Annotated in this window: 28 protein-coding genes; 8 read left to right on the top strand and 20 right to left on the bottom strand. The window is 61.0% G+C overall.

What is annotated here, in order from left to right; all coding sequences use genetic code 11:
* Position 1: 1 nt before the first annotated feature.
* Positions 2 to 619, bottom strand: coding sequence for a bifunctional phosphoserine phosphatase/homoserine phosphotransferase ThrH (gene thrH, locus AC1Z24_RS11485; protein WP_483745729.1), 618 nt, complete (start codon positions 617 to 619; stop codon positions 2 to 4).
* A gap of 149 nt (positions 620 to 768) precedes the next feature.
* Here thrH and AC1Z24_RS11480 point away from each other — a divergent pair, with 149 nt between their 5' ends.
* A complete protein-coding gene (locus AC1Z24_RS11480; protein ID WP_483745728.1) occupies positions 769 to 1,503 on the top strand; it encodes a phosphoadenylyl-sulfate reductase in 735 nt (244 codons plus the stop codon).
* A gap of 138 nt (positions 1,504 to 1,641) precedes the next feature.
* Here AC1Z24_RS11480 and cysB read toward each other — a convergent pair whose 3' ends face one another.
* The 5 genes from cysB to AC1Z24_RS11455 form a co-directional block, all read right to left on the bottom strand.
* Positions 1,642 to 2,616, bottom strand: a complete 975-nt coding sequence (cysB, locus tag AC1Z24_RS11475) for an HTH-type transcriptional regulator CysB (RefSeq protein ID WP_259100252.1) — start codon at positions 2,614 to 2,616, stop codon at positions 1,642 to 1,644.
* A gap of 137 nt (positions 2,617 to 2,753) precedes the next feature.
* Complete coding sequence (locus tag AC1Z24_RS11470) at positions 2,754 to 3,248, bottom strand: universal stress protein (protein WP_259100254.1); 495 nt, start codon at positions 3,246 to 3,248, stop codon at positions 2,754 to 2,756.
* Positions 3,249 to 3,343: 95 nt separating this feature from the next.
* Positions 3,344 to 4,249: a 5'-nucleotidase gene (locus AC1Z24_RS11465; RefSeq protein ID WP_259100256.1), complete on the bottom strand. Its 906-nt coding sequence runs from the start codon at positions 4,247 to 4,249 to the stop codon at positions 3,344 to 3,346.
* A 36-nt stretch (positions 4,250 to 4,285) separates the two neighbouring features.
* On the bottom strand, positions 4,286 to 5,242 hold the full coding sequence (locus AC1Z24_RS11460) for a putative 2-dehydropantoate 2-reductase (RefSeq protein ID WP_483745727.1): 957 nt from the start codon (positions 5,240 to 5,242) through the stop codon (positions 4,286 to 4,288).
* Positions 5,243 to 5,273: 31 nt separating this feature from the next.
* Complete coding sequence (locus tag AC1Z24_RS11455; protein WP_483745726.1) at positions 5,274 to 5,609, bottom strand: YbbN family protein; 336 nt, start codon at positions 5,607 to 5,609, stop codon at positions 5,274 to 5,276.
* 219 nt (positions 5,610 to 5,828) lie between these two features.
* Between AC1Z24_RS11455 and AC1Z24_RS11450 the strand changes: the two genes are divergently transcribed.
* Complete coding sequence (locus AC1Z24_RS11450; RefSeq protein WP_483745725.1) at positions 5,829 to 6,905, top strand: 3-deoxy-7-phosphoheptulonate synthase; 1,077 nt, start codon at positions 5,829 to 5,831, stop codon at positions 6,903 to 6,905.
* A gap of 71 nt (positions 6,906 to 6,976) precedes the next feature.
* Here AC1Z24_RS11450 and AC1Z24_RS11445 read toward each other — a convergent pair whose 3' ends face one another.
* Complete coding sequence (locus AC1Z24_RS11445) at positions 6,977 to 7,258, bottom strand: GNAT family N-acetyltransferase (protein ID WP_259100265.1); 282 nt, start codon at positions 7,256 to 7,258, stop codon at positions 6,977 to 6,979.
* A 587-nt stretch (positions 7,259 to 7,845) separates the two neighbouring features.
* Here AC1Z24_RS11445 and oprI point away from each other — a divergent pair.
* Entirely contained in the window at positions 7,846 to 8,097 is a 252-nt protein-coding gene (gene oprI / locus AC1Z24_RS11440) for an outer membrane lipoprotei OprI (protein WP_045491971.1), read from the top strand.
* A gap of 200 nt (positions 8,098 to 8,297) precedes the next feature.
* On the opposite strand, the gene AC1Z24_RS11435 is transcribed toward oprI, so the two are convergent.
* The 3 genes from AC1Z24_RS11435 to AC1Z24_RS11425 all read right to left on the bottom strand — a co-directional run bounded on the left by AC1Z24_RS11435 (position 8,298) and on the right by AC1Z24_RS11425 (position 10,331).
* Complete coding sequence (locus tag AC1Z24_RS11435) at positions 8,298 to 9,260, bottom strand: L,D-transpeptidase family protein (RefSeq protein WP_483745724.1); 963 nt, start codon at positions 9,258 to 9,260, stop codon at positions 8,298 to 8,300.
* Positions 9,261 to 9,378: 118 nt separating this feature from the next.
* Positions 9,379 to 9,660 carry a hypothetical protein gene (locus AC1Z24_RS11430; protein WP_259100275.1) on the bottom strand — a complete coding sequence of 94 codons (282 nt, stop codon included), beginning with the start codon at positions 9,658 to 9,660 and terminating at the stop codon, positions 9,379 to 9,381.
* Between the two features lie 65 nt (positions 9,661 to 9,725).
* Positions 9,726 to 10,331, bottom strand: coding sequence for an arylesterase (locus AC1Z24_RS11425; protein ID WP_483745723.1), 606 nt, complete (start codon positions 10,329 to 10,331; stop codon positions 9,726 to 9,728).
* 10 nt (positions 10,332 to 10,341) lie between these two features.
* On the opposite strand from AC1Z24_RS11425, the gene AC1Z24_RS11420 reads away from it, so the two are divergent.
* Complete coding sequence (locus AC1Z24_RS11420; RefSeq protein WP_259100282.1) at positions 10,342 to 11,025, top strand: ABC transporter ATP-binding protein; 684 nt, start codon at positions 10,342 to 10,344, stop codon at positions 11,023 to 11,025.
* The gene (locus AC1Z24_RS11415) at positions 11,025 to 13,535 is read left to right on the top strand and encodes an ABC transporter permease (RefSeq protein WP_483745722.1); all 2,511 of its coding nucleotides are present in this window, start codon (positions 11,025 to 11,027) and stop codon (positions 13,533 to 13,535) included. Before AC1Z24_RS11420 ends, AC1Z24_RS11415 begins: the two co-directional genes overlap by 1 nt.
* Positions 13,536 to 13,616: 81 nt before the next feature.
* Here AC1Z24_RS11415 and greB read toward each other — a convergent pair whose 3' ends face one another.
* The 4 genes from greB to AC1Z24_RS11395 form a co-directional block, all read right to left on the bottom strand.
* Positions 13,617 to 14,090 carry a transcription elongation factor GreB gene (gene greB / locus AC1Z24_RS11410; RefSeq protein WP_413309845.1) on the bottom strand — a complete coding sequence of 158 codons (474 nt, stop codon included), beginning with the start codon at positions 14,088 to 14,090 and terminating at the stop codon, positions 13,617 to 13,619.
* Between the two features lie 57 nt (positions 14,091 to 14,147).
* Positions 14,148 to 14,456 (bottom strand): class I SAM-dependent methyltransferase, encoded by a 309-nt coding sequence (locus tag AC1Z24_RS11405; RefSeq protein ID WP_259100291.1) that lies wholly within the window; start codon positions 14,454 to 14,456, stop codon positions 14,148 to 14,150.
* 322 nt (positions 14,457 to 14,778) lie between these two features.
* Positions 14,779 to 15,213 carry a DoxX family protein gene (locus AC1Z24_RS11400; protein WP_259100293.1) on the bottom strand — a complete coding sequence of 145 codons (435 nt, stop codon included), beginning with the start codon at positions 15,211 to 15,213 and terminating at the stop codon, positions 14,779 to 14,781.
* 99 nt (positions 15,214 to 15,312) lie between these two features.
* Positions 15,313 to 16,740: an MltF family protein gene (locus tag AC1Z24_RS11395; RefSeq protein ID WP_483745721.1), complete on the bottom strand. Its 1,428-nt coding sequence runs from the start codon at positions 16,738 to 16,740 to the stop codon at positions 15,313 to 15,315.
* Between the two features lie 184 nt (positions 16,741 to 16,924).
* Here AC1Z24_RS11395 and AC1Z24_RS11390 point away from each other — a divergent pair, with 184 nt between their 5' ends.
* The 3 genes from AC1Z24_RS11390 (at position 16,925) to AC1Z24_RS11380 (ending at position 19,588) form a co-directional block, all read left to right on the top strand.
* A complete protein-coding gene (locus AC1Z24_RS11390) occupies positions 16,925 to 17,743 on the top strand; it encodes a TatD family hydrolase (RefSeq protein WP_483745720.1) in 819 nt (272 codons plus the stop codon).
* Positions 17,744 to 17,842: 99 nt separating this feature from the next.
* Positions 17,843 to 19,324, top strand: a complete 1,482-nt coding sequence (locus tag AC1Z24_RS11385; protein ID WP_483745719.1) for a methyl-accepting chemotaxis protein — start codon at positions 17,843 to 17,845, stop codon at positions 19,322 to 19,324.
* Positions 19,325 to 19,411: 87 nt separating this feature from the next.
* Positions 19,412 to 19,588, top strand: coding sequence for a hypothetical protein (locus AC1Z24_RS11380; RefSeq protein WP_483745718.1), 177 nt, complete (start codon positions 19,412 to 19,414; stop codon positions 19,586 to 19,588).
* A gap of 88 nt (positions 19,589 to 19,676) precedes the next feature.
* Here the strand turns inward: AC1Z24_RS11380 and AC1Z24_RS11375 are convergent, their stop codons facing one another.
* The 6 genes from AC1Z24_RS11375 to AC1Z24_RS11350 form a co-directional block, all read right to left on the bottom strand.
* Positions 19,677 to 20,471 carry an acyl-CoA thioesterase gene (locus tag AC1Z24_RS11375; RefSeq protein ID WP_483745717.1) on the bottom strand — a complete coding sequence of 265 codons (795 nt, stop codon included), beginning with the start codon at positions 20,469 to 20,471 and terminating at the stop codon, positions 19,677 to 19,679.
* Between the two features lie 86 nt (positions 20,472 to 20,557).
* Positions 20,558 to 21,325, bottom strand: coding sequence for a CHAD domain-containing protein (locus AC1Z24_RS11370; RefSeq protein ID WP_483745716.1), 768 nt, complete (start codon positions 21,323 to 21,325; stop codon positions 20,558 to 20,560).
* Positions 21,326 to 21,462: 137 nt separating this feature from the next.
* Complete coding sequence (locus AC1Z24_RS11365) at positions 21,463 to 23,454, bottom strand: transglutaminase TgpA family protein (RefSeq protein WP_483745715.1); 1,992 nt, start codon at positions 23,452 to 23,454, stop codon at positions 21,463 to 21,465.
* Positions 23,451 to 24,407 (bottom strand): DUF58 domain-containing protein, encoded by a 957-nt coding sequence (locus tag AC1Z24_RS11360; RefSeq protein ID WP_483745714.1) that lies wholly within the window; start codon positions 24,405 to 24,407, stop codon positions 23,451 to 23,453. Before AC1Z24_RS11360 ends, AC1Z24_RS11365 begins: the two co-directional genes overlap by 4 nt.
* On the bottom strand, positions 24,404 to 25,321 hold the full coding sequence (locus AC1Z24_RS11355) for an AAA family ATPase (RefSeq protein WP_483745713.1): 918 nt from the start codon (positions 25,319 to 25,321) through the stop codon (positions 24,404 to 24,406). Before AC1Z24_RS11355 ends, AC1Z24_RS11360 begins: the two co-directional genes overlap by 4 nt.
* Before the next feature lie 208 nt (positions 25,322 to 25,529).
* Positions 25,530 to 25,808, bottom strand: coding sequence for a hypothetical protein (locus AC1Z24_RS11350; protein WP_259100315.1), 279 nt, complete (start codon positions 25,806 to 25,808; stop codon positions 25,530 to 25,532).
* Between the last annotated feature and the right edge of the window lie 43 nt (positions 25,809 to 25,851).

Genomic DNA, 25,851 nt, shown 5'->3' with positions numbered 1-25,851 from the left:
GTTACAGAGCCAGATCCCGATTCGACGCCTTGATGAACTCCTTCTTCAGGTCTTCAAACGTATGCACCGCCGGGAATTGCGGGAATTCGCGGATCACGTTATCCGGGGCATGGAACAGAATGCCCGCATCGGCCTCGCCTAGCATGGTGGTGTCGTTATACGAATCGCCTGCGGCGATCACCCGGTAGTACAGGCTCTTGAAGGCCAATACCGACTGACGCTTGGGATCTTTCTGACGCAGTTGATAGCTGATAACCCGGTCGGTTTCGTCAGTGATCAGACGATGGCAGAGCAAGGTCGGGAAGCCCAACTGACGCATCAGCGGTTGCGAGAACTCGTAGAAAGTGTCCGACAGAATCACCACCTGGAAGCGCTCACGCAGCCAGTTGACGAACTCGATGGCGCCGTCCAGCGGCTTGAGGGTGCCAATCACTTCCTGAATGTCGGCCAGTTTCAGGCCATGCTCGTCGAGGATGCGCAGACGCTGCTTCATCAGCACGTCGTAGTCGGGAATGTCCCGCGTGGTTGCACGCAGAGACTCGATACCAGTTTTCTCAGCAAAGGCGATCCAGATTTCCGGGACCAGCACACCTTCCAGGTCGAGACAGGCAATTTCCACAAGACACTCCTTGGTTGAATCAGCAGGCTGAAAAAAGAGGCAGCACTTTAGCCTAGAGACGGCAAGTCGGCCAAATCAGCGAAGGATTTTGTTACCATCGTCGGCATATCGAGCGCTTAAGCGCCGCTTCTCGACCAGGAAACCGCCTGATGAACCAGCCATTCGACGTCGCTGAACTCGCCGCGACTTACGCCAACCAATCCCCCCAGGACATCCTCAAGCTGGCCTTCCAGCATTTTGGCGATGAGTTGTGGATCTCCTTCAGCGGCGCCGAAGACGTCGTGCTGGTGGACATGGCCTGGAAAATCAACAAGAACGTCAAGGTCTTCAGCCTCGACACCGGCCGCCTGCACCCGGAGACCTATCGCTTCATCGAGCAGGTGCGCGAGCAGTACAAGATCGCCATCGAGCTGATCTCGCCGGACCAGACCAAGCTGGAGCCTTTCGTCAAGGAAAAGGGTCTGTTCAGTTTCTACAAGGACGGCCATGGCGAATGCTGTGGCGTGCGCAAGATCGAGCCGTTGCGCCGCAAGCTGTCCACGGTGAAAGCCTGGGCCACCGGCCAGCGCCGCGACCAGAGCCCGAGCACCCGCAGTGAAGTGGCGGTACTGGAAATCGACGGCGCCTTCTCGAGGCCCGAGCGCCCGCTGTACAAGTTCAACCCGCTGGCGCAGATGAGCAGTGAAGACGTGTGGGCGTATATCCGCATGCTGGAACTGCCATTTAACAGCCTGCACGAACGCGGCTTCATCAGTATCGGCTGCGAACCCTGCACCCGTCCGGTACTGCCGCGCCAGCATGAGCGCGAAGGTCGTTGGTGGTGGGAAGAAGCCACCCAGAAGGAATGCGGTCTGCATGCCGGGAATATGATTGCCAAGGGCTGATTGCGGTCAGCAGTGGAACCCATTGTGGGACCGGCTTCAGCCGGGAAGGCGCAGGTACATCCGATAGAGATACGTCGGTTGCTATGCCCCATTCCCGGCTAAAGCCGGTCCCACAGTGTTTGCATCAGGGTTGCAGGATCAATGCACCGGCAGTTCAACCCCGTCGAACAGCTCTTCCAGTTCCTGCTTGTTATGGCACTGGATGGCCTTGGACATGACCTCGCGGGTCAGGTGCGGGGCAAACTTCTCGATGAAGTCGCACATGAAGCCGCGCAGGAAAGTGCCACGGCGGAAGCCGATCTTGGTCACGCTGGACTCGAACAGGTCGCTGGCGTCGAGTACCACCAGGTCGGAATCGAGCTTGGCGTCCACCGCCATCTTGGCGACGATCCCCACGCCCAGACCCAGACGAACGTAAGTCTTGATCACGTCAGCATCGGCGGCGGTGAATACTACTTTTGGCGTCAGGCCGCGATGACTGAAGGCTTCGTCGAGCTTGGAGCGCCCGGTGAAACCGAATACGTAAGTCACGATCGGGTATTCGGCCAGCACTTCCAGGGTCAGTTTCGGCAGTTTGGTCAGCGGGTGGCCCTGGGGCACGACCACGCAGCGGTTCCAGCGGTAGCACGGCATCATCACCAGATCGCCGAACAGCTCCAGCGCCTCGGTGGCAATGGCGAAATCAACGGTGCCATCAGCGGCCATCTCGGCAATCTGCATCGGCGAACCCTGGTGCATGTGCAGAGCGACGTCAGGGTATTGCTTGATGAAATTGCTGATCACCGGCGGCAGGGCATAACGCGCCTGGGTGTGGGTAGTGGCGATGGACAGCGTGCCTTTTTTCTCGTTGGAGAATTCCTGGGCAATCTGCTTGATGCTCTCGACCTTGCGCAGAATCTCGCCGGCGGTGGTGATGATGCGCTCACCGGCCGGTGTCACGCGGGTAAGGTGCTTGCCGCTGCGGGCGAAGACCTCGACCCCCAGTTCATCTTCGAGCAAACGGATCTGCTTGCTGATGCCGGGCTGAGAGGTGTAAAGGCTCTGAGCCGTCGCGGAGACGTTGAGGTCATGGTGCGCCACTTCCCAGATGTAGCGCAGTTGTTGAAGCTTCATATGTATCCCTCAAAGCAGGTAGACGCCAGGGGCATCAGCGACGGTATATAACTGGATTAATGGTCAGAAGAATAAATCTAGAACTTTTTATCATCTTTACGGCGTAATGGCACGCCCGATTTCACTTCTGCTCTCGACTATCCGCGCATCCGGTTCTGCACCATGGGCACCATGTAGACCGGAACTTCCGAAAGCTGCAGAACCCTGGCAGCCGTACGCCCGATCGGTGTATCTCCTTCCGTGCCGTGACTGTGGCTGCCGACGACCAGCAAATCCACGGCCAGACGGCTTACCTGTTCAAGAATGACCTTCGACGGATCGCCCTGCACGACCCGCACACTGCGAATCAACTCAAGGTCCTGATGGCCATCCCCCAACTCGTCGCGAAAACCATCCAGAACCTGTTGTTCGATCCCTTCCAGCACCGTGCTCAGACCCTGGCTGCGCAACTCCTTGAGCGCATCCTCGCTCAGGTAGCTCTGCAGGACCGATTCGGCGAACAACCCCATGGGTTCGACCACATGAATGACGTACAGCTCGGCCTTGAAGGTTCGTGCCAGTGCCAGCGCGTGCTGCATGACATACGGCGCATACAGGCCAAGGTCCGTGGCATACAGCATCGAACGAATCATACGACCTCCCAGACAGCCAGATTTGGCGGAGATTGCTTCAGCTTAGCAGCGCCCAACCAACTGCGACGGCCCGTGCCGCCGAGCTTTGACGCACTTCAAACCTTGATTTCATTACTGATGCCGTGGGGCACATGACCGGTAGCAACCACCTCGCGGGCGCGCTCGCAGTGGCCGGGCTGATCGTCGAAAAACACGTCGGCGGCGAAGGCTTCGAGAAACGGCGATTTATCCAGACCACCGAGGAACAGCGACTCGTCCAGGCGGATATCCCATTCACGCAGGGTGCGAATGACCCGTTCATGGGCCGGCGCCGAGCGAGCCGTGACCAGGGCGGTACGGATCGGCCCGGAGTCTTCGGGAAACTCACGCTGCAAATGATTCAGTGCCGCCAGGAACGGCTTGAACGGCCCGCCACGCAACGGCTCCCGGGCCGACTCACGTTCGCTGAGCTGGAACGCTGCCAGACCATCACTTTGATAGACCCGCTCCGACTCATCGGAAAACAGCACGGCATCGCCATCGAAGGCAATGCGCAGCTCATCGCTGGCCGCCCGGCGAGCGCCACCGGAGAGAATGGTTGCCGCAGCAAAACCGGCATCCAGGGCGCTGCGCACATCTTCGGCATGGGTCGACAGAAACAGATGGCAGCCAAAGGCCGCCAGATACGGATAGGGACTGCGCCCGCCGACAAACGCCGCGCGGGAAATATCCAGACCGTAGTGCTGGATCGAGTTGAACACGCGCAGGCCGGTGTCGGCGCTGTTGCGTGAAACCAGAATAACCTCGACCCGTGCCTGCTTCAGGCGCTTATTGAGGTTAAGCAGTTTTTCCACCAACAGAAAGGCATCGCCCGGTTGCAGGATCTCGTCTTCATGCTCGATCTGATACTGGCGGTAGGCCTCGACGCCATCAGCCATATACACCCCATGGCTGGCGCCGAGGTCGAACAAGGCCCGGGAGGAAATCGCCAGGATCAGTTTGTTGCCTGATACCGTTGCCATAAGCATTCCTCCCGTGCGCCCATGAAGCGAGGCGCCTCAGATATTGTGAAAGTCGATAAAGGCCAGAGTCTGGAACAGGGCGCGGATTTTCGGCATGTCACGCCCGGCGTCCAGGGCCGCTGCCAGGGGCCGGGAATAGATGGCGTCCAATTCAAGGGGACGCTTCTCGCGGAAGTCGTGGTACATGCTCGGCCAATAGTCCGGCATCTGCTCGGTGGTGGCAAACAGCTTGGCCGCGTAGCCCTCGGGCATGCTGTGGCCGCAGGCTTCGGCACCGGCCACCACTTCGTTCATCAGGTCCAGAATCAGCTCGCGGCTGTAGCTGTCAGTCATCAGGGCCGAGGTACTGGCCTGCAACAAGACCGACAGGCCGTTATACGGCACGTTCCACACCAGTTTCTGCCAGCGCGCCTGCTGCAGGTCCGGCATGGCCTGTGAGTCGATACCCGCCGCCTTGAACAGCGCCGCGCCCTCTTCGACAATCGCCTGACGGGCGTCGGCATTCGCCGTCGGCCCGCTGTGATAGCCCATATTGACTGCACCAAAAGCCTGATGCGCAACCACGCCGGGAGCCAGACGGTGTACACAGATAAAGCACAGGCCACCCAACACATGCAGGGAGTCCGGCAAGGCGGCGCGCAGGCGGTCCTCCACGGCCAGACCGTTCTGCAGGACCAGTACCTTCGCATCCGGGGCCGCAGCCTCGGCGATCAGCGGTGCCAGTTCGACATTGGCGGTAGATTTGGCGCCGACCAGCAGCCAGTCGCAGGGCGGCATGTCAGCGGTCGATGCATAAGCCTGAACCGGATTGAGCAGCAGTTCGCCATGCACCGTGCTCTCGACCCGCAGGCCGTTCTGCGCCACGGCCTCGAATTCGCTGCGCAGAAGGAAATGCACGTCAAATCCGGCCCTGGCCAGCATCACCCCATAAAAGCCGCCGATGGCGCCCGTACCGATGATGCCAATACGCGGCTTCCTGCTAGCAGTCGTCATGTCACTCATTCCTTAACCTGTTCGGTGCCCCTCAGGGCAGTTCGTCCGGCTCGGCCTGCAATACCTCGCGCAGGCCCTGATCGATACCCTGGGCCGTCAGTGGCGCACGCAGTGGACCATAGAAGTCGCCGTCGCGAATGACGAACAGCGCTGGCAGATGAAACACTTCATAGCGCTCCACAGCACCGCCGTTGTCGGCGGCGTCGATCCAGCACAGGCGTTCAAGCGGCAGCGCCAGGGTTGGCAGATACTGTCGTGCCCATCGGCAGCTGGTGCAACCCAGACTTGTAAAAACAAGCAACGAGGTGCCCGGCAGGTCCAACAATTGACGATCGATGTTGAGGTCGGTCAGTTCCAGCTGTTTCAACGGTGAGACTCCCCGGATTGAACCGCTACTATCCGTTGCCGGGGTTACGGTTGTAAATACTGGCGCCAATGCCTTGCCGTTGGCGCAAAAGCCGAGCTTGCCCATTGAAGAGCAATGGGGTAACGCGCTAAGGTTCCGCTCCCCGCTGCGCTCAATCATGCTGGGCTCCACCGCAGGGGTCCCTTGTCGGCCAGCACCCGTGACCTGATGAGTAACACGATGGCCGATCTACCGATTAACGACCTTAACGTCTCGTCCAACGAGACGCTGATCACCCCGGACCAGCTCAAACGCGAGATCCCGCTGACCGACGCCGCCTTGCACACTGTGAGCAAGGGTCGCGAAGTGATCCGCAACATCCTCGATGGCAAGGATCATCGCCTGTTCATCGTGATCGGCCCGTGCTCGATCCACGATATCAAGGCAGCCCACGAGTACGCCGAGCGCCTCAAGGCCCTGGCGGCCGAGGTGTCCGACACCCTGTACCTGGTCATGCGCGTGTACTTCGAAAAACCGCGCACCACCGTGGGCTGGAAAGGCCTGATCAACGATCCGTATCTGGATGACTCGTTCAAGATCCAGGACGGTCTGCACATCGGCCGCCAACTGCTGCTGGACCTGGCTGAAATGGGCCTGCCTACCGCCACCGAAGCCCTCGACCCGATCTCCCCGCAATATCTGCAGGACCTGATCAGCTGGTCGGCCATCGGCGCGCGCACAACCGAATCCCAGACCCACCGGGAAATGGCTTCCGGCCTGTCCTCGGCCGTCGGCTTCAAGAACGGCACCGACGGTGGCCTTACAGTGGCGATCAACGCCCTGCAATCGGTTTCCAGCCCGCACCGTTTCCTCGGCATCAACCAGGAAGGTGGCGTGTCCATCGTCACCACCAAGGGCAATGCCTACGGTCACGTGGTCCTGCGCGGCGGTAACGGCAAGCCCAACTATGATTCGGTCAGCGTCGCCCTCTGCGAGCAGGCCCTGAACAAGGCGAATATTCGCCCGAACATCATGGTCGACTGCAGCCACGCCAACTCCAACAAGGATCCGGCCCTGCAACCGCTGGTCATGGAAAACGTCGCCAACCAGATTCTGGAAGGCAACAACTCGATCATCGGCCTGATGGTTGAAAGCCACCTGAACTGGGGCTGCCAGGCGATTCCCAAGGATCTGTCCGAGTTGCAGTACGGCGTCTCCGTTACCGATGCCTGCATCGACTGGGACAGCACCGAGAAAACCCTGCGCGGCATGCACGCCAAGCTCAAGGACGTTCTGCCCAAGCGCGAACGCACCTGATCAACGCGCACACAAAAACGCCGAGCATCTGCTCGGCGTTTTTCATTCAGTTGCAGCCTGCAATCAATATGTCAGATCTTCGCCGCCTGACGCTGATTACGCTCCATGTAACGCTCGACATACGAACACGAAGGAATGACGGTGTAGCCCATGCTCTCGGCATAGTCCAGGGCCTGTTCGGTCAGCGCCGCCGCGATCCCCCGGCCCCGCAGAGCGTTGGGGACAAAGGTTCGATAGATGTCCAGGGTCTGCTTGCCCAGGTCCATATAAGTCAGGTAGGCACGATGACCATCTATGCTGATTTCGAACTGGTGACCGGTCTGATCATGGTGGATCGACAGCGCCTCGCTCATCATTACTCCTCGCGGGTCTTGGATTTTGACCCCTACCTTACCGATGTTTTTCCGGCGAAGGAACATCTACGCCACCCCGTGCCTGTTTTGGACACCGAGACGAGCCTGTGAATCTCCAACAAAACAGCACCTGCAAATAGTAGGCGTCATTTGTGAATATGCTCAAGCGCAGCGATCGTAAAAAAGCACGACCGAATATCCGATTGACCGGACACTTTGCAACGAACATTGCCGGGATTGCCGATTGAGACGCTACGCTGATTTGAAAGTCACCGATTGTTCAGCTAAACAGGGAAAGTCTGTTCATGCGCGCACGCCCGGAACTCATGGCGTGGGGCAATGACTAATGCACATTGCCACTATTTAGCACGTTCCTTCCAGACACCCGTGCCGGGCGGAGCAAGCTGGATATTTTTCATACAAAGCGCATGAAAAGTCTGTCGGAAGGCTTTCAAACCCAAGAAATTATGGGCTTCTTGCGCTTCGTCAGTTTACTTACTACAAACAATGGGTAGTATGTACGCCGGTCATTTTCTCACTTTCGAGAGATGACTAATTTGATTGAAAAGTCCTTGAAGGGGAACACGATGAACAACGTTCTGAAATTCTCTGCTCTGGCTCTGGCCGCAGTTCTGGCCACCGGTTGCAGCAGCGTATCCAAAGAAACCGAAGCTCGTCTGACTGCTACCGAAGACGCAGCAGCTCGTGCACAAGCCCGTGCTGATGAAGCCTATCGTAAGGCCGATGAAGCTCTGGCTGCTGCTCAGAAAGCTCAGCAAACTGCTGACGAAGCCAACGAGCGCGCTCTGCGCATGCTCGACAAGGCTAGCCGCAAGTAAGAATCCCTCGGGATTATTGCTGATAAGCCGACCCGTTTACGGGTCGGCTTTTTTTTGCCCGGCTTTTACTGCCCGCCGACATTCATGTGGGACCGGCTTCAGCCGGGAAGGCGGCGGTACAGACGCCATATAAATATCGACTGCGCCAACCTCTTCCCGGCTGAAGCCGGTCCCACAAAGGCGAATCCCGGGCGGCAGCGCTACTGCAGAATCACCTGCGGCTGTGCCGCAACAGCAGCGCCCGGCTCACCGATTTCAACCGGCATGCCGTCCTCGGCCGCCACCACGTCACGCACCTGATCCCAGTTCATGCGCAGGTTGGTGGACAGGTCTTCGCGCTTGAGCAGGGCGTTGATCACTGCCGTGTGCTTGTCGACAATCGATGGGTTGCCGTTGTCATCCAGCGGCGCATGGGCTTCAAGGAAGACCTTGCCGCCACTGCGACCGAACTTGTACGGCTCGCTCATGATGCGCACGGTAGTACCGACCGGAACCATGTCAGCCATTTCCAGTACATTGTTGTTGTACATGCGGAAGCAGCCGTGACTGGTGCGCATGCCGATACCGAACTTCTTGTCGGAACCGTGGATCAGGTAACCCGGCAGGCCCAGGCCGAATTTGAACGGGCCCAGCGGGTTGTCCGGACCGGCCGGCACCACCGCAGGCAGGATATCGCCATCGGCAGCGTGCTCGGCGCGTACCGAAGCCGGCGGAGTCCAGGTCGGGTGCGGGGTCTTGGCGGTGATCTTGGTGGTGGAAACCGGCGAACCCCAGCCCTCGCGACCGATGCCGAGCGGGAAGGTGTACACCACGTTCCGCCCTTTCGGGTAGTAGTAGAGGCGGTATTCAGCCAGGTTGATGACGATGCCTTCACGCGGCCCCGGCGGCAGGATGAAACGGGTCGGCAGGACGATCTGGGTCCCTGCGCCCGGCAGCCAGGCATCGACGCCGGGGTTGGCGGCGATCATTTCCAGGTAGCCCAGGTCATACTTAGTGCCGATATCGGCGAAGGTATCTTCGTATTTCGCGGTAATTGTCTGGACCTGGCCGATGATGTCTTCACCGGGCGGCGGCAGCGGGAATTCCAGGGCCGAAGCGGGACCGACCGCACACAGTGCAGCGAACGACAGACAGCGGGTAACGGCTGGAATGCGCGACAACATCCGGGAAATCCTTGGGACAAAAGAGGGAAAAGTAGCGAATTGTACACCGCCTCTCGCCCGCAGGGAGACAGCAAAGTGTTGCCTGACAAGAGTTTCATGATGGGCCCGGGCTCTGGAGCTAGAGTTCCGGCCAGATCGGGTTCATGCCGCGGCGCTGGGCATCGAGAATCGCCTTGCACAACGGGCAGAAACGCTCGTCGCGCAGGGCTTCGGCAGCCACCCCGGACCAGCGTGGCTGTGCGGGCAACAGGGTGCCACACAACGTGCGATCCACCGAACCACCCAGCTCCAGCTGTCGCGCCACCACATGCACCTTGATTTCCTGGCAGGCGAACAGGTCGAGCTGCTCATCAGGCTCGATCAGTTGGTAGGCATACAGGGACCAGGCGGGACGTGGCATCAGGAGCTCCAAATCGGGGCGCCACATTATCCGAAAGCCCCCGACTAGAAAAGCCTGCAGACGTGTTAAAGCAGGGGTTTAAGCGTCGGCCAGACGTTATCCAGCAACTTGCCCTGGGCCGCCACCGCCGGATGCAGCCCATCGGCCTGCATCAACTCGGGAATCCCGCCAATGCCCTCGAGGAAAAACGGCACCAGAGCGATCTTCTTCTCTTCAGCCAGACTGCCGTACACCGCCGCAAACGCCTGGGTGTAACGGGCACCGTAATTCGGTGGCAAACGCATGCCTAACAACAGCACTTTGGCTCCCGCGGCCTTGGAGCTGTCGATCATCGATGAAAGGTTTTGTTGCAATTGTGCAGGCGGCTGCCCGCGCAGGCCGTCATTGCCACCCAGTTCGAGGATCACCAGGTCCGGCTTGTGTTCTGCAAGCAGCGCTGGCAGCCGCGCCTGGCCTCCGCCGCTGGTATCGCCACTGACCGAGGCATTGATCACCTTATCGTCGAAGCCTTGCTGCTTGAGCCGCTGCTCAAGCAGCGACACCCACCCAAGGCGGGTATCCAGGCCGAAAGCCGCGCTGATACTATCGCCAACGATCAGCACCGTGCCCGCCGCCGCTGTTTGCGATAACAGCCATAACATCAGGCCTGCACTTAAAAACCACGCACGCATCGGATTCTCCATGAGTGAAAGTATTCTCAGTGCCCGAAACCTCAGCAAAGTGGTTCCCAGCACCGAAGGTGATCTGACCATCCTGCACGAACTCTCTCTGGAACTGAACAAGGGCGACTCTTTGGCCATCGTCGGCGCCTCGGGTTCCGGCAAGTCGACGCTGCTCGGCCTGCTCGCCGGTCTCGACCTGCCCAGCGCCGGTTCCGTGATACTGGCCGGGCGTGATCTCAGCCAGCTGGACGAAGACCAGCGCGCCCGGGTACGGGCCGAAAATGTCGGTTTCGTGTTCCAGTCGTTCCAACTGCTCGACAGTCTGAACGCCCTGGAGAACGTCATGCTGCCCATGGAACTCGAGGGCCGCAAGGACGCCCGGGAACACGCGCGCAATCTGCTGGAACGGGTCGGCCTAGGCCAACGCCTGACCCACACCCCGCGCCAGCTGTCCGGTGGCGAACAACAGCGCGTCGCCCTGGCCCGGGCCTTTGCCGCTGATCCTGCAGTATTGTTTGCCGACGAACCCACCGGCAACCTCGACAGCCATACCGGCGAACGGATCAGCGACCTGCTGTTCGAACTGAACAAGGAACGCCAGACCACTCTGGTACTGGTGACCCACGATGAGCGCCTGGCGCACCGTTGCCGCCGCCTGATCCGCCTTGAAGGTGGCCGCCTGGCCACCCCACTGGAGCCCTGATGGCCCGCTTGCCGTTGCTGCGCCTGTTCACCCTCGCTTGCCGCCAGTTGTTGCGCGATGCCCGCGCAGGGGAACTGCGGGTGCTGTTTTTCGCCCTGGTCGTGGCTGTGGCTGCCAGTACCGCCATCGGCTACTTCGGTGCCCGGCTCAATGGCGCCATGTTGCTGCGGGCCACTGAGTTTCTCGGCGCCGATCTGGTGCTGGAAGGCTCCAGCCCGGCAAAAGCCGAGCAGATCGAGGCCGGTAGCAAACTTGCCCTTGATCATGCGCAAACGGTGGAGTTTTCCAGCGTAATCGCCACCGATACCGGTATTCAACTGGCCAGCGTCAAGGCCGTGGACAAGGCCTATCCGTTACGCGGCGAACTGAAAAGCGCCCCGGCGCCGTATCAAGAAGAAACTGCCGGTGGCGAGCCGCTGGCCGGGGAAGCCTGGGCCGAATCGCGCCTGTTCGCCGCGCTGAACCTGAAAGTCGGCGACAGCATCGACGTCGGCTCCAAGACCCTGACCCTGACCCGGGTCCTCACCTACGAACCGGACCGCGCGGGCAATTTCTACAGCCTGACCCCGCGGGTGATGATCAACCTGGCGGATCTGCAAGCCGCAGGCGTAGTCCAGCCGGGCAGCCGGGTCAGCTTCCGCGAACTGTGGCGCGGCCCGGCCCCGGCGCTGGCGGCCTATAACAAGGCCATCGAGCCGGGCCTGGCGCCCAACCAGCGCCTGCGCGACGCCCGCGACGGCAACCAGCAGATCGGCGGCGCGCTGGGCAAGGCTGAGCGCTATCTGAACATGGCCAGTCTGGTCGCGGTGCTGCTGGCCGGTGTCGCTGTGGCGCTGTCGGCATCACGTTTCGCCAGTCGCCGCTTCGATGCCAGTGCCCTGCTGCGCTGTCTGGGCCTGTCCCGTGGCGAAGCCTTGACCCTGTTCAGCCTGCAACTGGCGATTCTCGGCGTCTTGGCCAGCCTCAGCGGCGCGATCCTCGGCTGGCTGGCGCAACTGGGCCTGTTCTATCTGCTCGAAGGCCTGCTACCCGCTTCCGTACCACCAGGTGGCCTGCTGCCTGCCCTGGCCGGGATCGGCACCGGCCTGGTGGCCCTGGCAGGGTTTGCCCTGCCGCCTCTCGCGGCTCTGGGGCGGGTGCCACCGCTGCGGGTGCTGCGTCGCGACATGCTGCCGATTCCGCCCAGTTCATGGCTGGTCTACGGCACCGCTCTGCTGGCTTTGGGCCTGATCATGTGGCGCCTGAGCCTGGACTTGGTGCTGACTTTCGCCCTGCTCGGTGGCGGCGTAGTCGCGGCACTGATTCTCGGCGGCCTGATGCTGCTCCTGCTCAAAAGCCTGCGCCGCCTGCTGATGGGCGCTTCCCTGCCTTGGCGCCTGGGCCTGGGGCAACTGCTGCGCTATCCGTTGGCGGCCGCCGGGCAATCCCTGGCATTCGGCCTGATCCTGCTGTCCATGGGGCTGATCGCCCTGTTGCGCGGCGAGTTGCTCGACACCTGGCAGAACCAGTTGCCCAAGGACGCGCCCAACTATTTCGTGCTGAATATCCTGCCTGCGGACAAAGACAGTTTCGCCGAGCGCCTGAGCCATCTTTCTACTCATTCGGCGCCGCTGTATCCGGTGATCCCGGGGCGACTGATCACCATCAACGGCACGCCGGTCAGCCAGTTCGTGACCAAGGATTCCCGTGGGGAGAACGCCACCCAGCGCGACCTCAGCCTCACCTGGGCCGCCGACCTGCCGGAAGGCAACACCATCACGGCAGGCAACTGGTGGAATGCCGCAACCCCGACGGCCGATGCAGTCCCTGGTGTATCGGTGGAGGCCAAACTGGCAGAAAGCCTCCAGCTCAAGCTGGGCGACCATATGAGTTTCGTCATCGGCGGCATGACCCGGGAAGTGGTGGTGACCAGTTTGCGTACAGTGAACTGGGATACCTTTCAACCGAACTTCTTCATGATCTTCCAGCCCGGCACCCTGCAGGATCTGCCGACCACGTACCTGACCAGCTTCTACCTGGCGCCAGGCAACGATCAGGCCATCGTCGAGCTGTCCCGGACCTACCCGGCGGTGACCATTCTGCAAGTACAGGCGTTGCTCGAACAGCTGCGCAGCATCCTCGGCCAGGTGACGCTGGCGGTGCAGTACGTGCTGTTGTTCGTGCTGGCGGCGGGTCTGGCAGTGCTGTTTTCCGGCCTGCAGGCGACCCTCGATGAGCGCATCCGCCAGGGCGCCCTGCTGCGTGCCCTGGGTGCCGAACGCACTCTGCTGATCAAGGCCCGGCGCATCGAGTTCGGCCTGCTCGGCGCGGCCAGTGGCCTGCTGGCGGCACTGGGCTGTGAACTGGTGAGCTTCGTGCTGTACCGCTTTGCCTTCGACCTGCACTGGCATCCCCATGCCTGGCTGCTGTTGCTGCCGGTGATCGGTGCCTTGCTGGTGGGTGGTGCCGGAGTATTCGGCACGCGTCGGGCATTGAATGTCAGCCCGCTGACCGTGTTGCGCGACGGTTGAAACACCCTGACTCTGTGGGACCGGCTTTAGCCGGGGGAGCGCCTTCCCGGCTAAAGCCGGTCCCACAGAACAGACCTCATTTCATTTCGGATAGGATATTTCATTAATCCACCACAGCATCTCCCCCGTCGGGATCTGCACCAGCGCCTCGTCGCCGACTTCCTTCTTCAGCAACGCACGGGCCATGGGTGAGTCGATGGAGATGTAGTCGTTACGCCCGTAGATCTCGTCATAGCCGACGATCCTGAATTTCTTGATCTCACCCTCTTCGTTCTCCACCTCGACCCAGGCGCCGAAGAAAACCTTGCCTTCCTGCTCCGGCGAATAGGCGACCACCCGCACATCTTCCAGGCGCTTGCGCAGGTAGCGCACGCGGCGGTCGATCTCCCGCAGCAGTTTCTTGTTGTACTGGTAATCGGCGTTTTCGCTGCGATCCCCCAGGGACGCGGCCCAGGTCACCTTGCGGGTGGTATCCGGGCGTTTCTCGCGCCACAGGTAATCCAGTTCCTGCTTGAGGGCGGCATGCCCTTCCTGAGTGATGATGTTGGTACTCAAAGGTCTTTCCCCAGCCTGGCAACGCAGGCCGACATAGTATTTCGAGAAAGAACAACGTCAACCGCGGGTGATCAAACCCTGACGCGCGATGCGCACCAGTTGGCGAACCACTTCTTCCAGATGCTCGGGCTGCGGCGCCTGGATCACCGCCAGGTCGAACTGGTCGTTGGCGAAGTTGGCCAGAGGCTGCCAGTTATCGACGAACTGGATCAAAAAAGCGTGGGGACGGCCCTTGCGCTTGGGCCAGCCATCGAGATAGCGCAACAGCGTGGGCTGATGGGAGCCACCGAGAAGGATTTTCGGGTTGCGACGTTGCAGCGGAGAAGTGAACGGGGAAAGACGAACGAGGGGGCGCAGGGTGCTCATGTGTGGTTTCTCTGCCTCAGGGTTCCGCTGGGCAGCGGTGAGAGGCGACACCGGACCAACGCTTTAGCGGTATTTCGATGGGTTCTCACCCACCTGGCGCCCCGCAAGTAGTTGTTTAAATCGGCGCAAGATCAGCATCCTAGAGAAGGCGATGAGGGGTTGTCAAATGCACTGTCGAGCTCTTTTGGAGCGCAAAAACCTGTAGGAACTGCCGAAGGCTGCGAACGGGTATCACTGGGGACACCGCTTCGCAGCCTTCGGCAGCTCCTACATAAACGCATTCCAAGTCGCTGGATTGCGTTGCGGCCGACAGCAGCCTTACTTACTTGGCGATAACCCCATCCACCGAGAACCGACCAGCACCTTCGATAAGGATGGCCAGGGTCGCAGCCATCAGCGCCAGGCCGTATTCGTAGCCATTGTTGGCCATGAACAGACCGTTATGGATGTGTACGGTAAGAATCGCCACCGCCAGCATGATGGTCACCACCAGTGCCGCCGGGCGCGCCAGCAGACCGAGGAACAGGGCCAGGCCGCCGAAGAATTCGGCACTGCCGGACATCAGCGCCATCAGGTAGCCGGGATTGAGACCCAGACTGGCCATGTACTGGCCGGTGCCTTCCAGGCCGTAGCCGCCAAAGAAGCCGAAGAGTTTCTGGCTGCCGTGAGCCATCAGCAGGATGCCGACGATGATGCGCAATACCGTGATGCCGTAGCCGGCGCGAGTGTTCAGTACAGTTTTGATCAGAGTGTTCATGGCGTTAATTCCGTTTGTGTGCAGAGAGTGGCGCCACAATAATCGATTTAACTCATATGAATATCGCAAAAATCTTGGCATTATCATCGAATAAATCGATCATTTACGTACCAGTGCTTTTCCGGGCGGATCCGACTCCAGAGAGTCCCGTTCATGGTCGAAGGCCAAGTAGTACTTATTGACGCTATTGACGTAGCTGACCACACCCATCCCGGCCTGCTCCATGGCGACCCGTTCGGTCTGGAAAAACCACTGATTGGGATTGAGCCCGCGCTTGCGTGCTTCTTCACGCATGCCCTGGACCCGCTCCGGCCCAAGGTTGTAGGCGGCCAGAACAAAGGCCATGCGCTCACGCTCGTTGACCTTGGGGCTGGAGAAAAACTTGCGGCGAATCAGCGCCAGGTAACGGGCGCCGGCCTGAACGTTATCGTCGGCGCTCTGAATATTGCCCACGCCGACCCGCTGGGCCGCCGACGGGGTAATCTGCAGCAATCCGGTAGCGCCGCCACTGCCTCTGGCGCCGGGATCGAGTGCCGACTCCTTGAACGCCAGTGCCGCCAGATTCAGCCAGTCCATACCCTGCTCATCGGCATGACGCTGCAACATCGGGCGGATTTTTTCCAGCCGCGCACGATCCTCTCGGGCCAACGGGTTATGCACTTGATACAGGCGTTTGTAGACGCGCTCGAAGGCGACATCCTGATTGGCCGGGGCGTGATAGCCCTTGAGGAAGGTATCGATGGCGTCGCGCAATTGCGAGGCATCACGGCGTACGAACCAGCTCATGTTGGCGCTGGTGCCCAGGGTCAGCGCGCGATCGACCCGCAGCTTGGGCATGACCTTGGCCCAGCGCTCGGCAATCGGCTGCTCGACCACCGTCAAGTGATAGATCCCGGCCTGGACCATCTCCAGCACGTCTTCCACCGCCAGGCTCGGGTCGACCCATTCGATCTTGACCGGCGCCAGCTTGCGCAGGGCCAGCTTCTGATTCAACTGATGCACGGCCTCATCTGCCGCACTGCCGGTGGACAGGCTCAACGTCCGACCCGACAGCTGCTCGACGCGCTTGAATGACGCCTGGCCCTTAAGCCCCACCAGCACCATGGGGACGTGGCTGATGATTGGCGCACTGGCCTCGACGCCCTGGGCGGTGCTCACATCCAGCAGTTCGCCCGGTGCAACCAGATCGCCCTCGCCTCTTTCCAGTGCGCCAAGCAGTTGATTCTTGGCCTTGGGCACGACCTTGAAGGTCACGCGCTGACCATCACGGGCATGGCTGTTGAGGTATTGCTCAAAGGCCTGCAGGCGATGGTATTCGACGCCGATTTCCTGGCCCTGCACGTCACCGGAACTGTTGCGGCTCTGATTGACCAGCACCCGCAGTACCTTGCTGCTGCGAATGGCGGCAAGGTCTCTAACCTGAGTCGCATGCTGGGCCTGTACCGGGCCAGCGGTCACGGCGAAGGCAGGCAGCGGCAGTAAAAATGCCGAAAGACAAATCATGGGCAAAAGCGCGGCTCGGGTCATTCACTTCTCCAGGGAGATGCCGGACGGAAAAACAGGCAAAAAAGGGAACAAACGACTGGTGCACTTAGAGCGAAGTCTTGCGAGAGCGTTGCAACGGCTGTTTTCAATTCGTTGAATTGACAGCATTTTCTTGTTGTAACCCAAGCTCTGATATGCTTGGTGGCTCTAGGCCTGAGGTAGCACCATGCAACTGATCGACATCGGCGTCAACCTGACCAACCCCAGCTTTGCCTCCCAGCGACAGGCGGTACTCGACCGTGCCTATGCCGCCGGGGTCAGTCAGTTGGTGGTCACCGGCACCAGTGTCGAGGGCAGCGAACAGGCCTTGCAGGCTTGCCTGGAGCTGGACGAATCCGCTCTGCGACTGTTCTCTACGGCCGGTATCCACCCGCATTCAGCGAGCGATTGGACCGGTGAAAGCGAGAAACAGTTGCATGCCCTGCTAAAAGAAAATCGCGTGCGCGCCGTGGGCGAATGCGGCCTGGACTTCAACCGGGACTTTTCCCCGCGCCCGCAGCAGGAAAAAGTCCTCGAAGCGCACCTGGCCCTGGCCGTCGAGCTGCAATTACCGGTGTTCCTCCACGAGCGCGACGCCAACCAGCGCCTGCTGGAGATCCTGCGCGACTACCGCGACCGCCTGCCCGCCGCAGTCGTGCATTGCTTTACCGGCGAGCAAAAAGCCCTGTTCAGCTATCTGGACCTGGACCTGCATATCGGCATCACCGGCTGGATCTGCGACGAACGCCGCGGCACTCACCTGCACCCACTGGTGCGCGATATTCCCCGTGGCCGCCTGATGCTGGAAAGCGATGCGCCCTACCTGCTGCCGCGCACTTTGCGGCCAAAACCGAAGAACGGTCGAAACGAACCGGCCTACCTGCCCGAAGTACTGCGCGAAGTGGCACTGCATCGCGGCGAAAGCCTGGAAGATCTGGCCGAACACAGCAGCGCCTGCGCGCAGGCATTCTTTTTGCTGCCGAAACTGCCCGAGGGCAACAAATGACACCTTCTTGACGCAAATCAACAGATATCCTGAAGATTGCGTCACCCTGATGGCACCTTGCCGTATGTCTATCAATGCTTTATCAAAAGAAGACCAATTATGGGCTCATGGCTTAGCAACATTTCGCTGAAGTACAAGTTCTGGGCGGTCAACGCAGTCGCCTTCATCACGACCCTGTTGCTCGTGCTCTACGCCCTGCAGCTGGAACACAATGCCAGGTTCGATGATGCCCGCGACTCAGCCCAGTCCCAGGCCCGCCTGCTCGGCAGTTGGCCCGCCGCCCAGGCCCTGCCGACCGGCAGCAATATTCTGGTCTTCACCCAGGGCCAGGCGCCCAGCTTCAATAATCAACCCCTGACGGAACTGGCCAGCGGCCGGGACTGGATTGAGCTGGCTCAGCCGATCCACAGCGGCGATACCCATCTGGTCGGTGCCAATGTCATCAGCCGTGGCGACAACCAGCGCGTCGCCGTACTGGCCTTTGCCCCCAGCCTGAGCCAGGTCCTGGAGAACCGCTTCGTCAACTATGCGGTCTGCGTGTTTATCCTGATGCTGGCCATGCTCGGTGCTTCACAGTTGCTGATCCGCTTCCTGCTCAGCCATCTCAATACCCTCAAGGACGTGATGCTACACGTCGAGAAAAGCGGTGATCTTTCAGCTCGCGTGCCCCTGGCCAGCGAAGATGAGGTCGGCCAGATGGCCAAGGCGTTCAACGCCATGCAGGCCGGTTATCAGCGCGTGGTCAATACCGTGGCGCAGACCGCCTCGCGCCTCGACCAGGGTGCTGCACACCTGGCGTCGGGTATGAGTGATGTGCGTCGTGGCATGCTCGGCCAGCAGAGCGAGACCGATCAGGTCGCCACCGCGATCAATGAGATGAGCGCCACCGTCTTCCATATCTCCCAGCATGCCAACACCACCCGCGACCAGTCCCAGACCGCCGATAACCTGGCCGGGGGCGGCAAGGCCGTGGTCGACCGCGTGCGGTTGTCCATCGCCGGGCTGTCCAGCGGCGTACAACAGACCGCCGAGATGATCCAGCGCCTGGCCGAAGACAGCCAGAAGATCAATGGTGTGGTTAACGTGATTCACAGCATCGCCGAGCAGACCAATCTGCTGGCCCTCAACGCCGCCATCGAAGCTGCACGCGCCGGGGAAATGGGCCGTGGCTTTGCCGTGGTCGCCGATGAAGTGCGCAACCTGGCCAAACGTGTGCAGAGCTCCACCGACGAAATCACCACCATGGTTTCGGCGCTGCAGGCCGGTACGAGGGATGCCGTGGATTTCATGCAGGACAGCTCGTTCAAGGCCGACGAATGCGTACAACAGGCCAAGGAAGCCGGGGAAGCCCTGGCCGCCATCGCCGGTGCGGTGGCGCAGATGCGCGAGAGCAACACACAGATCGCCGTTGCCGCACAGCAGCAGAGTCAGGTGGCCGAAGAGATGAACCGCGCCGTGGTCAGTATCCGTGACGTGACTGAACGCACCGTGACCCAGACCGTCGACTCAGCCAATACCAGTGGCGAACTGGCCACCCTGGCCGGTGAGCTGAGCAAAGCCATCGGCCAATTGAAACTCTAATCGCGACGATAGTCAGGCTCGATTCGCGACGAATGAGAATCATGCGTATTCTTCAAGGCATCACTCGATGTCTTGAAGAGAACTGCCATGGCCATGCTATTTTTCAACTCCCGCAACCCGCTGGCAGTGCCACTGCTTGCTCTCGCCATCCTGTTGCTGGCCGACGGGGCACTGTCGCGTAGCCTGCCGTCGCTGGCTATTGGTTTGATCAGTCTGGCGGCGGCGCTGGGTGCCCGGCGCGACGAAACAAATACTTCGAACTAAACCGAACCTGACGCATTACCTGTAGGAGCGGCTTTAGCCGCGAGAACGCCCTCCCGGCTAAAGCCGGTCCTACGGTGTGCTTTAAATACTAGCCAAACACTGTCACCGTCTGCCGACTGATCGCAATCTGCTTGCCATTGGGCGCCCACAGTCCGGCTGCGGTGTGGCCATAGCCATGGCGTGAATGCTCGATCACGGCCTGGTACTGGCACCAGTCATGGGTATCCAGAGCCGGCATCGGCTGGAGGAATTCGATGGTCCAGGTCAGGGTACTGCCCGGCGCCGGGCGCTTGAGATGGGGCAAGGTTGCCGGTGGCCAGGTGTCGACCAGGGCCAACAGATGGGCCACCGTCATGGGCTGCTGTTCGATTTCGCGAAAGCGCACGTAGCCACCAATGGCCGGCGACGGGGTGTTGCTGAACGGCACGCCGCCCAGCCCCCAGCGCACGTCCATGAAGCGCAGATAGGACGGCATCACCCCTTCGATAAAGGGCAGCTGGAAGCTCTCTTCCAGACTTTTGAAAACGGGCGCCGCCACGGAGTCGACCTCAATCTCTGATTCGCGCGGTGAGCCGAAGCTGCCCTGAATCAGGGTCATCACCTGACCGTTCTGCATCGCCCGGCCGAGCAAGGTGCTGACCGCCTTACCCTCGCGCAATACGTCCACCTCAAAAGCGATCGGCACACCCGGTTCGGCCGGACCGACAAAGGTAATTGCCAGGGAGCGTACCGGCCGGTCCTCGGCCACCTGCAGACGCATGGCTTCGTATTGCAAGGCCGCCATCAGCCCTCCGAAACTGGCCCTTCCCTGCCCCCACTCGGCGGGCACGGTAACGTCCAACGGGTTCTGGCGTACGGCATCGATCAATTCGGAAAACGTCATGGGCACCCCAAGGCGGACAGGTTTGTAGGATTATTCCCATGATCTTAACCGCTGACCTGCCCGGCCATAGGTTCCATATCCGCCAATCAATCGGCAAAACACGCCTTGTGCAAACGTTTCAGAGCCTCATCGGCCTTGCCTTCGGCCCGCACAATACCCAGCTGCCAGCCAGCAATGCAGGGCGCCAGATCGCGTTGCTGCCCGGCCTGGGCCAGCCACTGCAAATGATCGTGCCAGTCGCCCAGGGCGCTCTGGGCGGCCTTGAGGCGGGTCGTAATGGCTTTGGATGAGTGACTGAGTTCGGGATAGGCCTCGGCGGCATAGCGTACGCGCTTGATCAACAGGCGCAGGCGATGGCGGTCGTGGGCCGGGTCAACGATCGCCTGTTCCAATTGCTTCCACTGCTTGTGCAGACGCTTGCCGATTCGCTTGCCCAGGCCACGCGTCAGGCCCTGGCGCTGCTGCACCCGGACAAAGCCGGGGAACTGATCGAGCATGCCGAGCAGGCGATTCAATTCGGCTGAAGTCGCCACCGCCGGGCAGGCCTGGCGTAGAAAGTCATGGCGCCGTTGTGCAGCCTCGTTCAGGCCCTTTTTTGCCAGAAAAGCTTCGAGCACCTGCATATCGCGCAGCGGCGTAGTCACTTGGCCGACAGCCTTGGCGGCCTCCTCCAGTTGATCGACGCCGGGCAACCCGCGCAGTGGTCTCAGCACGCTGCGCAGGCGGCGCACGGTGGTGCGCAGATCGTGCAGCGCCTCGCTGTCGGTGGACGCGGCCAGGCGGGCATGACACGCCAGCAGCTTGACCTCGAGCGCGACGAATTCGGCGACCAGATGGTCAACCCGTGAAGACATTTTCGATACCCCTTATCGCAACGATAAACTCCCGTGGGAGCGTGGCTTGCCCGCGAAGAACGATAACGCGGTTTACCCGGCAAATCGCAGTGAAGCGTTCGCGGGCAAGCCTCGCTCCAACAACCTGACATTCATACTCACTTAACGACCGAACGCCGCCACGGCAACCGCCGCCGCAACCGTTTCAGGCTGCGCCGCAGTTGCGCCGCCGATGCCGATTGCCCGGCGTAGCGCTGGGCCTGGAACTCGTCGACAAAATCCTCGATGGCATCGGCCTGCTGCGGAAACTGCGCAACGGCACGGCGGGCGAAGGCTTCGGCGCCTTCCCCCGGTAAACGATGCAGACCATGGCGCGCCAGCAAGCGTTCAAACGCATTGAACAGACGCAACTGCGAGTCGCTTTCACGCTGCCAGGGTTTGAGCAGCCACAGCGCCATAGCCCCGAGGATCAGCAGCGCCCCTGCGCCGAACACCGGCGCATCGAAGCCGGAGAACCAGCGGCTGAGCACCTGCAGTTGCTGCTGCCCCTGATAACCCAGTACCCAGCGTTGCCAACCGTAATTGAGACTGTCCCAGTTCATGCGCAAGGCGTTGAGCCAGGCCACGTTGCGATAGCGCAAGGCCGACATGGGCGAGTCCTGCAGAAAGTCCTCGTCCGCCGCCAGAGCCTGTTCCAGACCCTGCTCGATACGTTGCGGGGCAACGACAGCCGTTGGATCGACGCTGCGCCAGCCAACCCCGGCCTGCCAGTATTCGACCCAGGCATGGGCGTCGTACTGGCGCACGGTCAGGTACTGCCCGCCTTCGTTCCATTCGCCGCCCTGATAACCGGCCACCACCCGCGCTGGAATCCCCGCAGCACGCAGGACGAAGGTCATGGCCCCGGCATAGTGGGCACAGAAACCGGCGCGACTGTCGAACAGGAAGCTGTCCACCGTATCGGCGCCCAGGGTCGGCGGTTTGAGGGTGTAGTGATAAGGCTCACGATTGAAATACTCGAGCATGGCGTTGACCAACGCATCCGGCTTTGGATAGCGGCGCAACAGGTCAGCGGCCCACTGTCGGGCCTGAGGGTTGCCCTTGACGGGCAATTGCAGGTCCTGGCGCTGGATATTCTCGGTCAGTTGCGCATCCCGCACGGCGTCGGGCCAGGAACGCAGGTCGTACATCAACGCCTGGTCCACCGGGCGCCTGCGCTGCAGACGGAAGTCGCTCATTTGCCGGACATCGGCCTGGGCGTTTTCGGCGGTATCCAGAGCCAGCAGCCAGGGTCGCCCGGATGGCTCCAGGACGATGTTATAGCTCAGGGGGTCGCCATACTTGCGCCAGTCCGGCAGTTGCACGGTCTGCGCCCGCGCCGACTGTGACCAGCGCCGACCGTCGAATTGCTCCAGGGTCAGGGCCCGCCAGTACAGCTGATTACGGGGCGGCAACGGGCCGCTGAAACTGGCACGCATGACCAGCGCCGGCGATTTGCTCAGCTCGGCAACATCCGCAGGCGTCATGCTGTCGGACAACCCGGTCAGCGCCTTGCCACCGGGTTGCGGCAACGACCACAGCGGCTCCAGGCGCGGGAAGAACAGGAACAGCAGCAACATCAATGGCACGGCCTGCACCATCAGCTTGGCCGCCAGCTTCAGAGTGCTGCTCGCGCCACTGGACAGGTCGGACTGATGCAGGCCGATCAGCGCCGCCAACAAGGTGCAGACCGGCAGCAAAGTAAACACGCCCCAGAGCAGCTCACTTTCGAACAGATAGCCCACGGCCACGCAGAAGAAGCCGAGAAAGATCAGCACCAGAGCATCGCGACGAGTCTGCATTTCCAGCATTTTCAGGACGAACGCGGCAATCAGCAGCGCGGCCCCGGCATCCAGGCCGATCAGGCTGCCCCGAGCCAGATACACACCGCCTGCGGTCCCTACCAGCAGCCCCGATTTGACCCAGGTCCCGGGGTGGCGCGCGCGCATGCGAAAAATCTGCACCCGCCAGAAGGTGCAGCCCAGCCACAGCAGGATTATCGACACAGGCAAGTGCTGCAAAAACGGCACGATGACCAACGCCTGTGCCAACAGCAGCCAGGTCAGGCTGGTGCGGGGAATCGGCGTGCCCTGGCTGGCCTTGGTGTTCACGAGCGCACCCCGTATAGCGCCAGAGCACGCAAGCAGGCTTCGCGATGGGCGTCGCCGCTGTCAACCCGTGACAAGAAGTCAGGCAGACGCAGGGCAAACGGCTGTTGCCGGTGGGACAGTTCCAGCACCCAGTAGCTCAGGCGCGACAAGCGTTCTTCGATATCACCGGCCAGCGCCATGAAATCCAGGCACAGGTCATGACCACTGAGGTCGGCGAAATCCTTGATATACAAGCCCTGCCCCCGGGAATAAGCCTTCCAGTGCAGGCGGCGGCGACTGTCCCCCGGCTGATAGGCCCGCAGGCCCTGGTAGTCATCGACGCCCTGCCCCGGAGTGGCCTGGCCTTCGTCTTCGCTATGGGGCTGGGCTCCCTTGAGCAGGGGCATGGTCCCGGCCAGGGGACGCGGGTAGATAAGCACCGTCTGCTCCAGATCCAGCCAACTCCAGGCGCGCAGGATACTCAGGGGAAAAACACTCTCGACCCGCAGACGTGGCGCCCGCAGCCAGCCACGACGCAGGGCTGGCAGGGTTATCTCCACTTCGGTCAGGCCCTTGGCCGAGACATCGGCCTGCTGCAACTGTTCGGTACTCCAGCCAAGGGCAATGGCCTGATGGGCCTGCCCGGCGCTTTCCAGGCGCAGGCGCAGTTGCACCGGCTCGCCGACGAACACCGAACGCGCCGCCCCGGCACTGAGCACCAGACCACTGAGATTGCGGTAGGTGTGCAGGATCGCCAGCAGGCCCACGGACATCAGCAGAAATGTCAGGGCGTAAGCCAGGCTGCTCTGGTAGTTGATCGCCACCAGCAGCATCAGAAACAGCACCAGTGCATAGGTGCCACCCACCCGCGTCGGCATGATGAAAATCCGCCGATGGTTGAGTTCGATGCGTGACGCCGGGGGAATACGCCGAACCAGCCAGCGTTGCCAGCGCGGTTTGAACTGTTCGATCAAAGCACTGACACCTCACGCAGCAGCCACTGCACCAGCGCTCCGCCACCATGCCCGGTCGGGTCGGAACGCTCGCGCAGGCGATGGCCGATCACCGCGGGCAAAATCGCCTGGACATCTTCGGGAATCACATAGTCGCGCCCGGCCAGCAAGGCCCACGCCCGCGCCGCCGCCAGAATCGCCAGGCTGGCGCGGGGTGACAGACCATAAGCGAACTGCGGCTGGCTGCGCGTGGCATCGACCAGACGCAACACATAATCGACCAGCGCATCGCTGGCACGTACCTGCCGCGCCTGGGCCTGCAGGGCTGCCAGTTCGGCATGGTCGAGCAATGGCTGCATGCGTGGCAGCAGATCGCGCCGGGACTCGCCCAGCAGCAGTGCCTTCTCGGCGGCCCGGGCCGGGTAGCCCAGAGACAAGCGCATCAGGAAGCGGTCAAGTTGCGATTCGGGCAAGGCAAAGGTACCGCCCTGGCTGAACGGGTTCTGGGTAGCAATGACGAAGAACGGATCGGGCAGCAACCGGGTCGCCCCTTCGATGGTCACCTGGCCCTCTTCCATGGCTTCGAGCAGCGCGCTCTGGCTCTTCGGAGTGGCGCGGTTGATTTCATCGGCCAATACCAGTTCGGCGAAGATCGGCCCCGGATGAAAGATGAACTGTCCAGTTTCCCGGTCAAATACCGAAGTGCCGAGAATATCGCCAGGCAAAAGATCAGAAGTAAATTGAATACGCTGGAAGCTCAGGCCCAGCACCCGCGCCAGCGTGTGGCTGAGGGTGGTCTTGCCCATGCCGGGCAAGTCTTCGATCAACAAGTGTCCGCCGCCGAGCAGACAGGTCAACGCCAGGCGCACCTGAGGCTCTTTGCCTAGCACCACCTCATTGATGGCGTTCAGACATTCATCGAGTTTTCTGCCCATCGCTAAACCTCTACAGGCGACTGCCGTGGAAAATGCCAGACCACTTTAAGGTCAGCGTAGGCGTTTTCACCAGAGCAACGATGGAAATGATGGCAGAAGGATAAGCGACAGCTGTTTGTAGGAGCTGCCGAAGGCTGCGATTGCGGTGTATCAGGTAAAAACCCTCGCAGCCTTCAGCTCCTACAGGGGTACGGCGTAAAATCGACGATCAACGCCCGGCGCGGGACTCCTTGATGTAGAAGCGCGCTTTCTCGGCCTTGGCCGTGCAGCCTTCAAAGGCTTCGAACTGCTGCTGGGTCTTGGCGCCGGTCAACAGTGACAGGGCCTTGGAGTAGCTGACAGTACCGGCGAAACCCTCGGCCTTGGCCAGATCCAGCTCATGCCAGGCGGCATCCAGTTGCGAACCACAGCTCTCACGGTAACCGGTTTTTCCGGCGCATCCGGCCAGGGACAGAAGAATGAGTGGCAGGCAGATCCAGGCTTTCATGGGGTGTTCCTCAACGAATAAAAATCCAGTGTGCGAGTTTGAC

This window comes from Pseudomonas sp. JL23 (genome assembly GCF_056933585.1).
This window is presented reverse-complemented; position numbering and strand designations above follow the sequence as displayed.

What these genes read in the sequence shown, in the direction of transcription:
- AC1Z24_RS11435 (WP_483745724.1), bottom strand. Translation starts at nt 9,260, where the DNA reads ATGTTGTCGCGCATTCCAGCCGTTACCCGCTGTCTGTCGTTCGCTGCA.
- AC1Z24_RS11465 (WP_259100256.1), bottom strand. Translation starts at nt 4,249, where the DNA reads ATGGCAACGGTATCAGGCAACAAACTGATCCTGGCGATTTCCTCCCGG.
- AC1Z24_RS11415 (WP_483745722.1), top strand. Translation starts at nt 11,025, where the DNA reads ATGGCCCGCTTGCCGTTGCTGCGCCTGTTCACCCTCGCTTGCCGCCAG.
- AC1Z24_RS11400 (WP_259100293.1), bottom strand. Translation starts at nt 15,213, where the DNA reads ATGAACACTCTGATCAAAACTGTACTGAACACTCGCGCCGGCTACGGC.
- AC1Z24_RS11380 (WP_483745718.1), top strand. Translation starts at nt 19,412, where the DNA reads ATGGCCATGCTATTTTTCAACTCCCGCAACCCGCTGGCAGTGCCACTG.
- AC1Z24_RS11425 (WP_483745723.1), bottom strand. Translation starts at nt 10,331, where the DNA reads ATGCGTGCGTGGTTTTTAAGTGCAGGCCTGATGTTATGGCTGTTATCG.
- AC1Z24_RS11355 (WP_483745713.1), bottom strand. Translation starts at nt 25,321, where the DNA reads ATGGGCAGAAAACTCGATGAATGTCTGAACGCCATCAATGAGGTGGTG.
- AC1Z24_RS11395 (WP_483745721.1), bottom strand. Translation starts at nt 16,740, where the DNA reads ATGACCCGAGCCGCGCTTTTGCCCATGATTTGTCTTTCGGCATTTTTA.
- AC1Z24_RS11470 (WP_259100254.1), bottom strand. Translation starts at nt 3,248, where the DNA reads ATGATTCGTTCGATGCTGTATGCCACGGACCTTGGCCTGTATGCGCCG.
- AC1Z24_RS11450 (WP_483745725.1), top strand. Translation starts at nt 5,829, where the DNA reads ATGGCCGATCTACCGATTAACGACCTTAACGTCTCGTCCAACGAGACG.
- oprI (WP_045491971.1), top strand. Translation starts at nt 7,846, where the DNA reads ATGAACAACGTTCTGAAATTCTCTGCTCTGGCTCTGGCCGCAGTTCTG.
- AC1Z24_RS11350 (WP_259100315.1), bottom strand. Translation starts at nt 25,808, where the DNA reads ATGAAAGCCTGGATCTGCCTGCCACTCATTCTTCTGTCCCTGGCCGGA.
- AC1Z24_RS11385 (WP_483745719.1), top strand. Translation starts at nt 17,843, where the DNA reads ATGGGCTCATGGCTTAGCAACATTTCGCTGAAGTACAAGTTCTGGGCG.
- AC1Z24_RS11460 (WP_483745727.1), bottom strand. Translation starts at nt 5,242, where the DNA reads ATGACGACTGCTAGCAGGAAGCCGCGTATTGGCATCATCGGTACGGGC.
- AC1Z24_RS11405 (WP_259100291.1), bottom strand. Translation starts at nt 14,456, where the DNA reads ATGAGCACCCTGCGCCCCCTCGTTCGTCTTTCCCCGTTCACTTCTCCG.
- cysB (WP_259100252.1), bottom strand. Translation starts at nt 2,616, where the DNA reads ATGAAGCTTCAACAACTGCGCTACATCTGGGAAGTGGCGCACCATGAC.
- AC1Z24_RS11370 (WP_483745716.1), bottom strand. Translation starts at nt 21,325, where the DNA reads ATGTCTTCACGGGTTGACCATCTGGTCGCCGAATTCGTCGCGCTCGAG.
- AC1Z24_RS11375 (WP_483745717.1), bottom strand. Translation starts at nt 20,471, where the DNA reads ATGACGTTTTCCGAATTGATCGATGCCGTACGCCAGAACCCGTTGGAC.
- AC1Z24_RS11445 (WP_259100265.1), bottom strand. Translation starts at nt 7,258, where the DNA reads ATGAGCGAGGCGCTGTCGATCCACCATGATCAGACCGGTCACCAGTTC.
- AC1Z24_RS11430 (WP_259100275.1), bottom strand. Translation starts at nt 9,660, where the DNA reads ATGCCACGTCCCGCCTGGTCCCTGTATGCCTACCAACTGATCGAGCCT.
- AC1Z24_RS11390 (WP_483745720.1), top strand. Translation starts at nt 16,925, where the DNA reads ATGCAACTGATCGACATCGGCGTCAACCTGACCAACCCCAGCTTTGCC.
- AC1Z24_RS11480 (WP_483745728.1), top strand. Translation starts at nt 769, where the DNA reads ATGAACCAGCCATTCGACGTCGCTGAACTCGCCGCGACTTACGCCAAC.
- AC1Z24_RS11420 (WP_259100282.1), top strand. Translation starts at nt 10,342, where the DNA reads ATGAGTGAAAGTATTCTCAGTGCCCGAAACCTCAGCAAAGTGGTTCCC.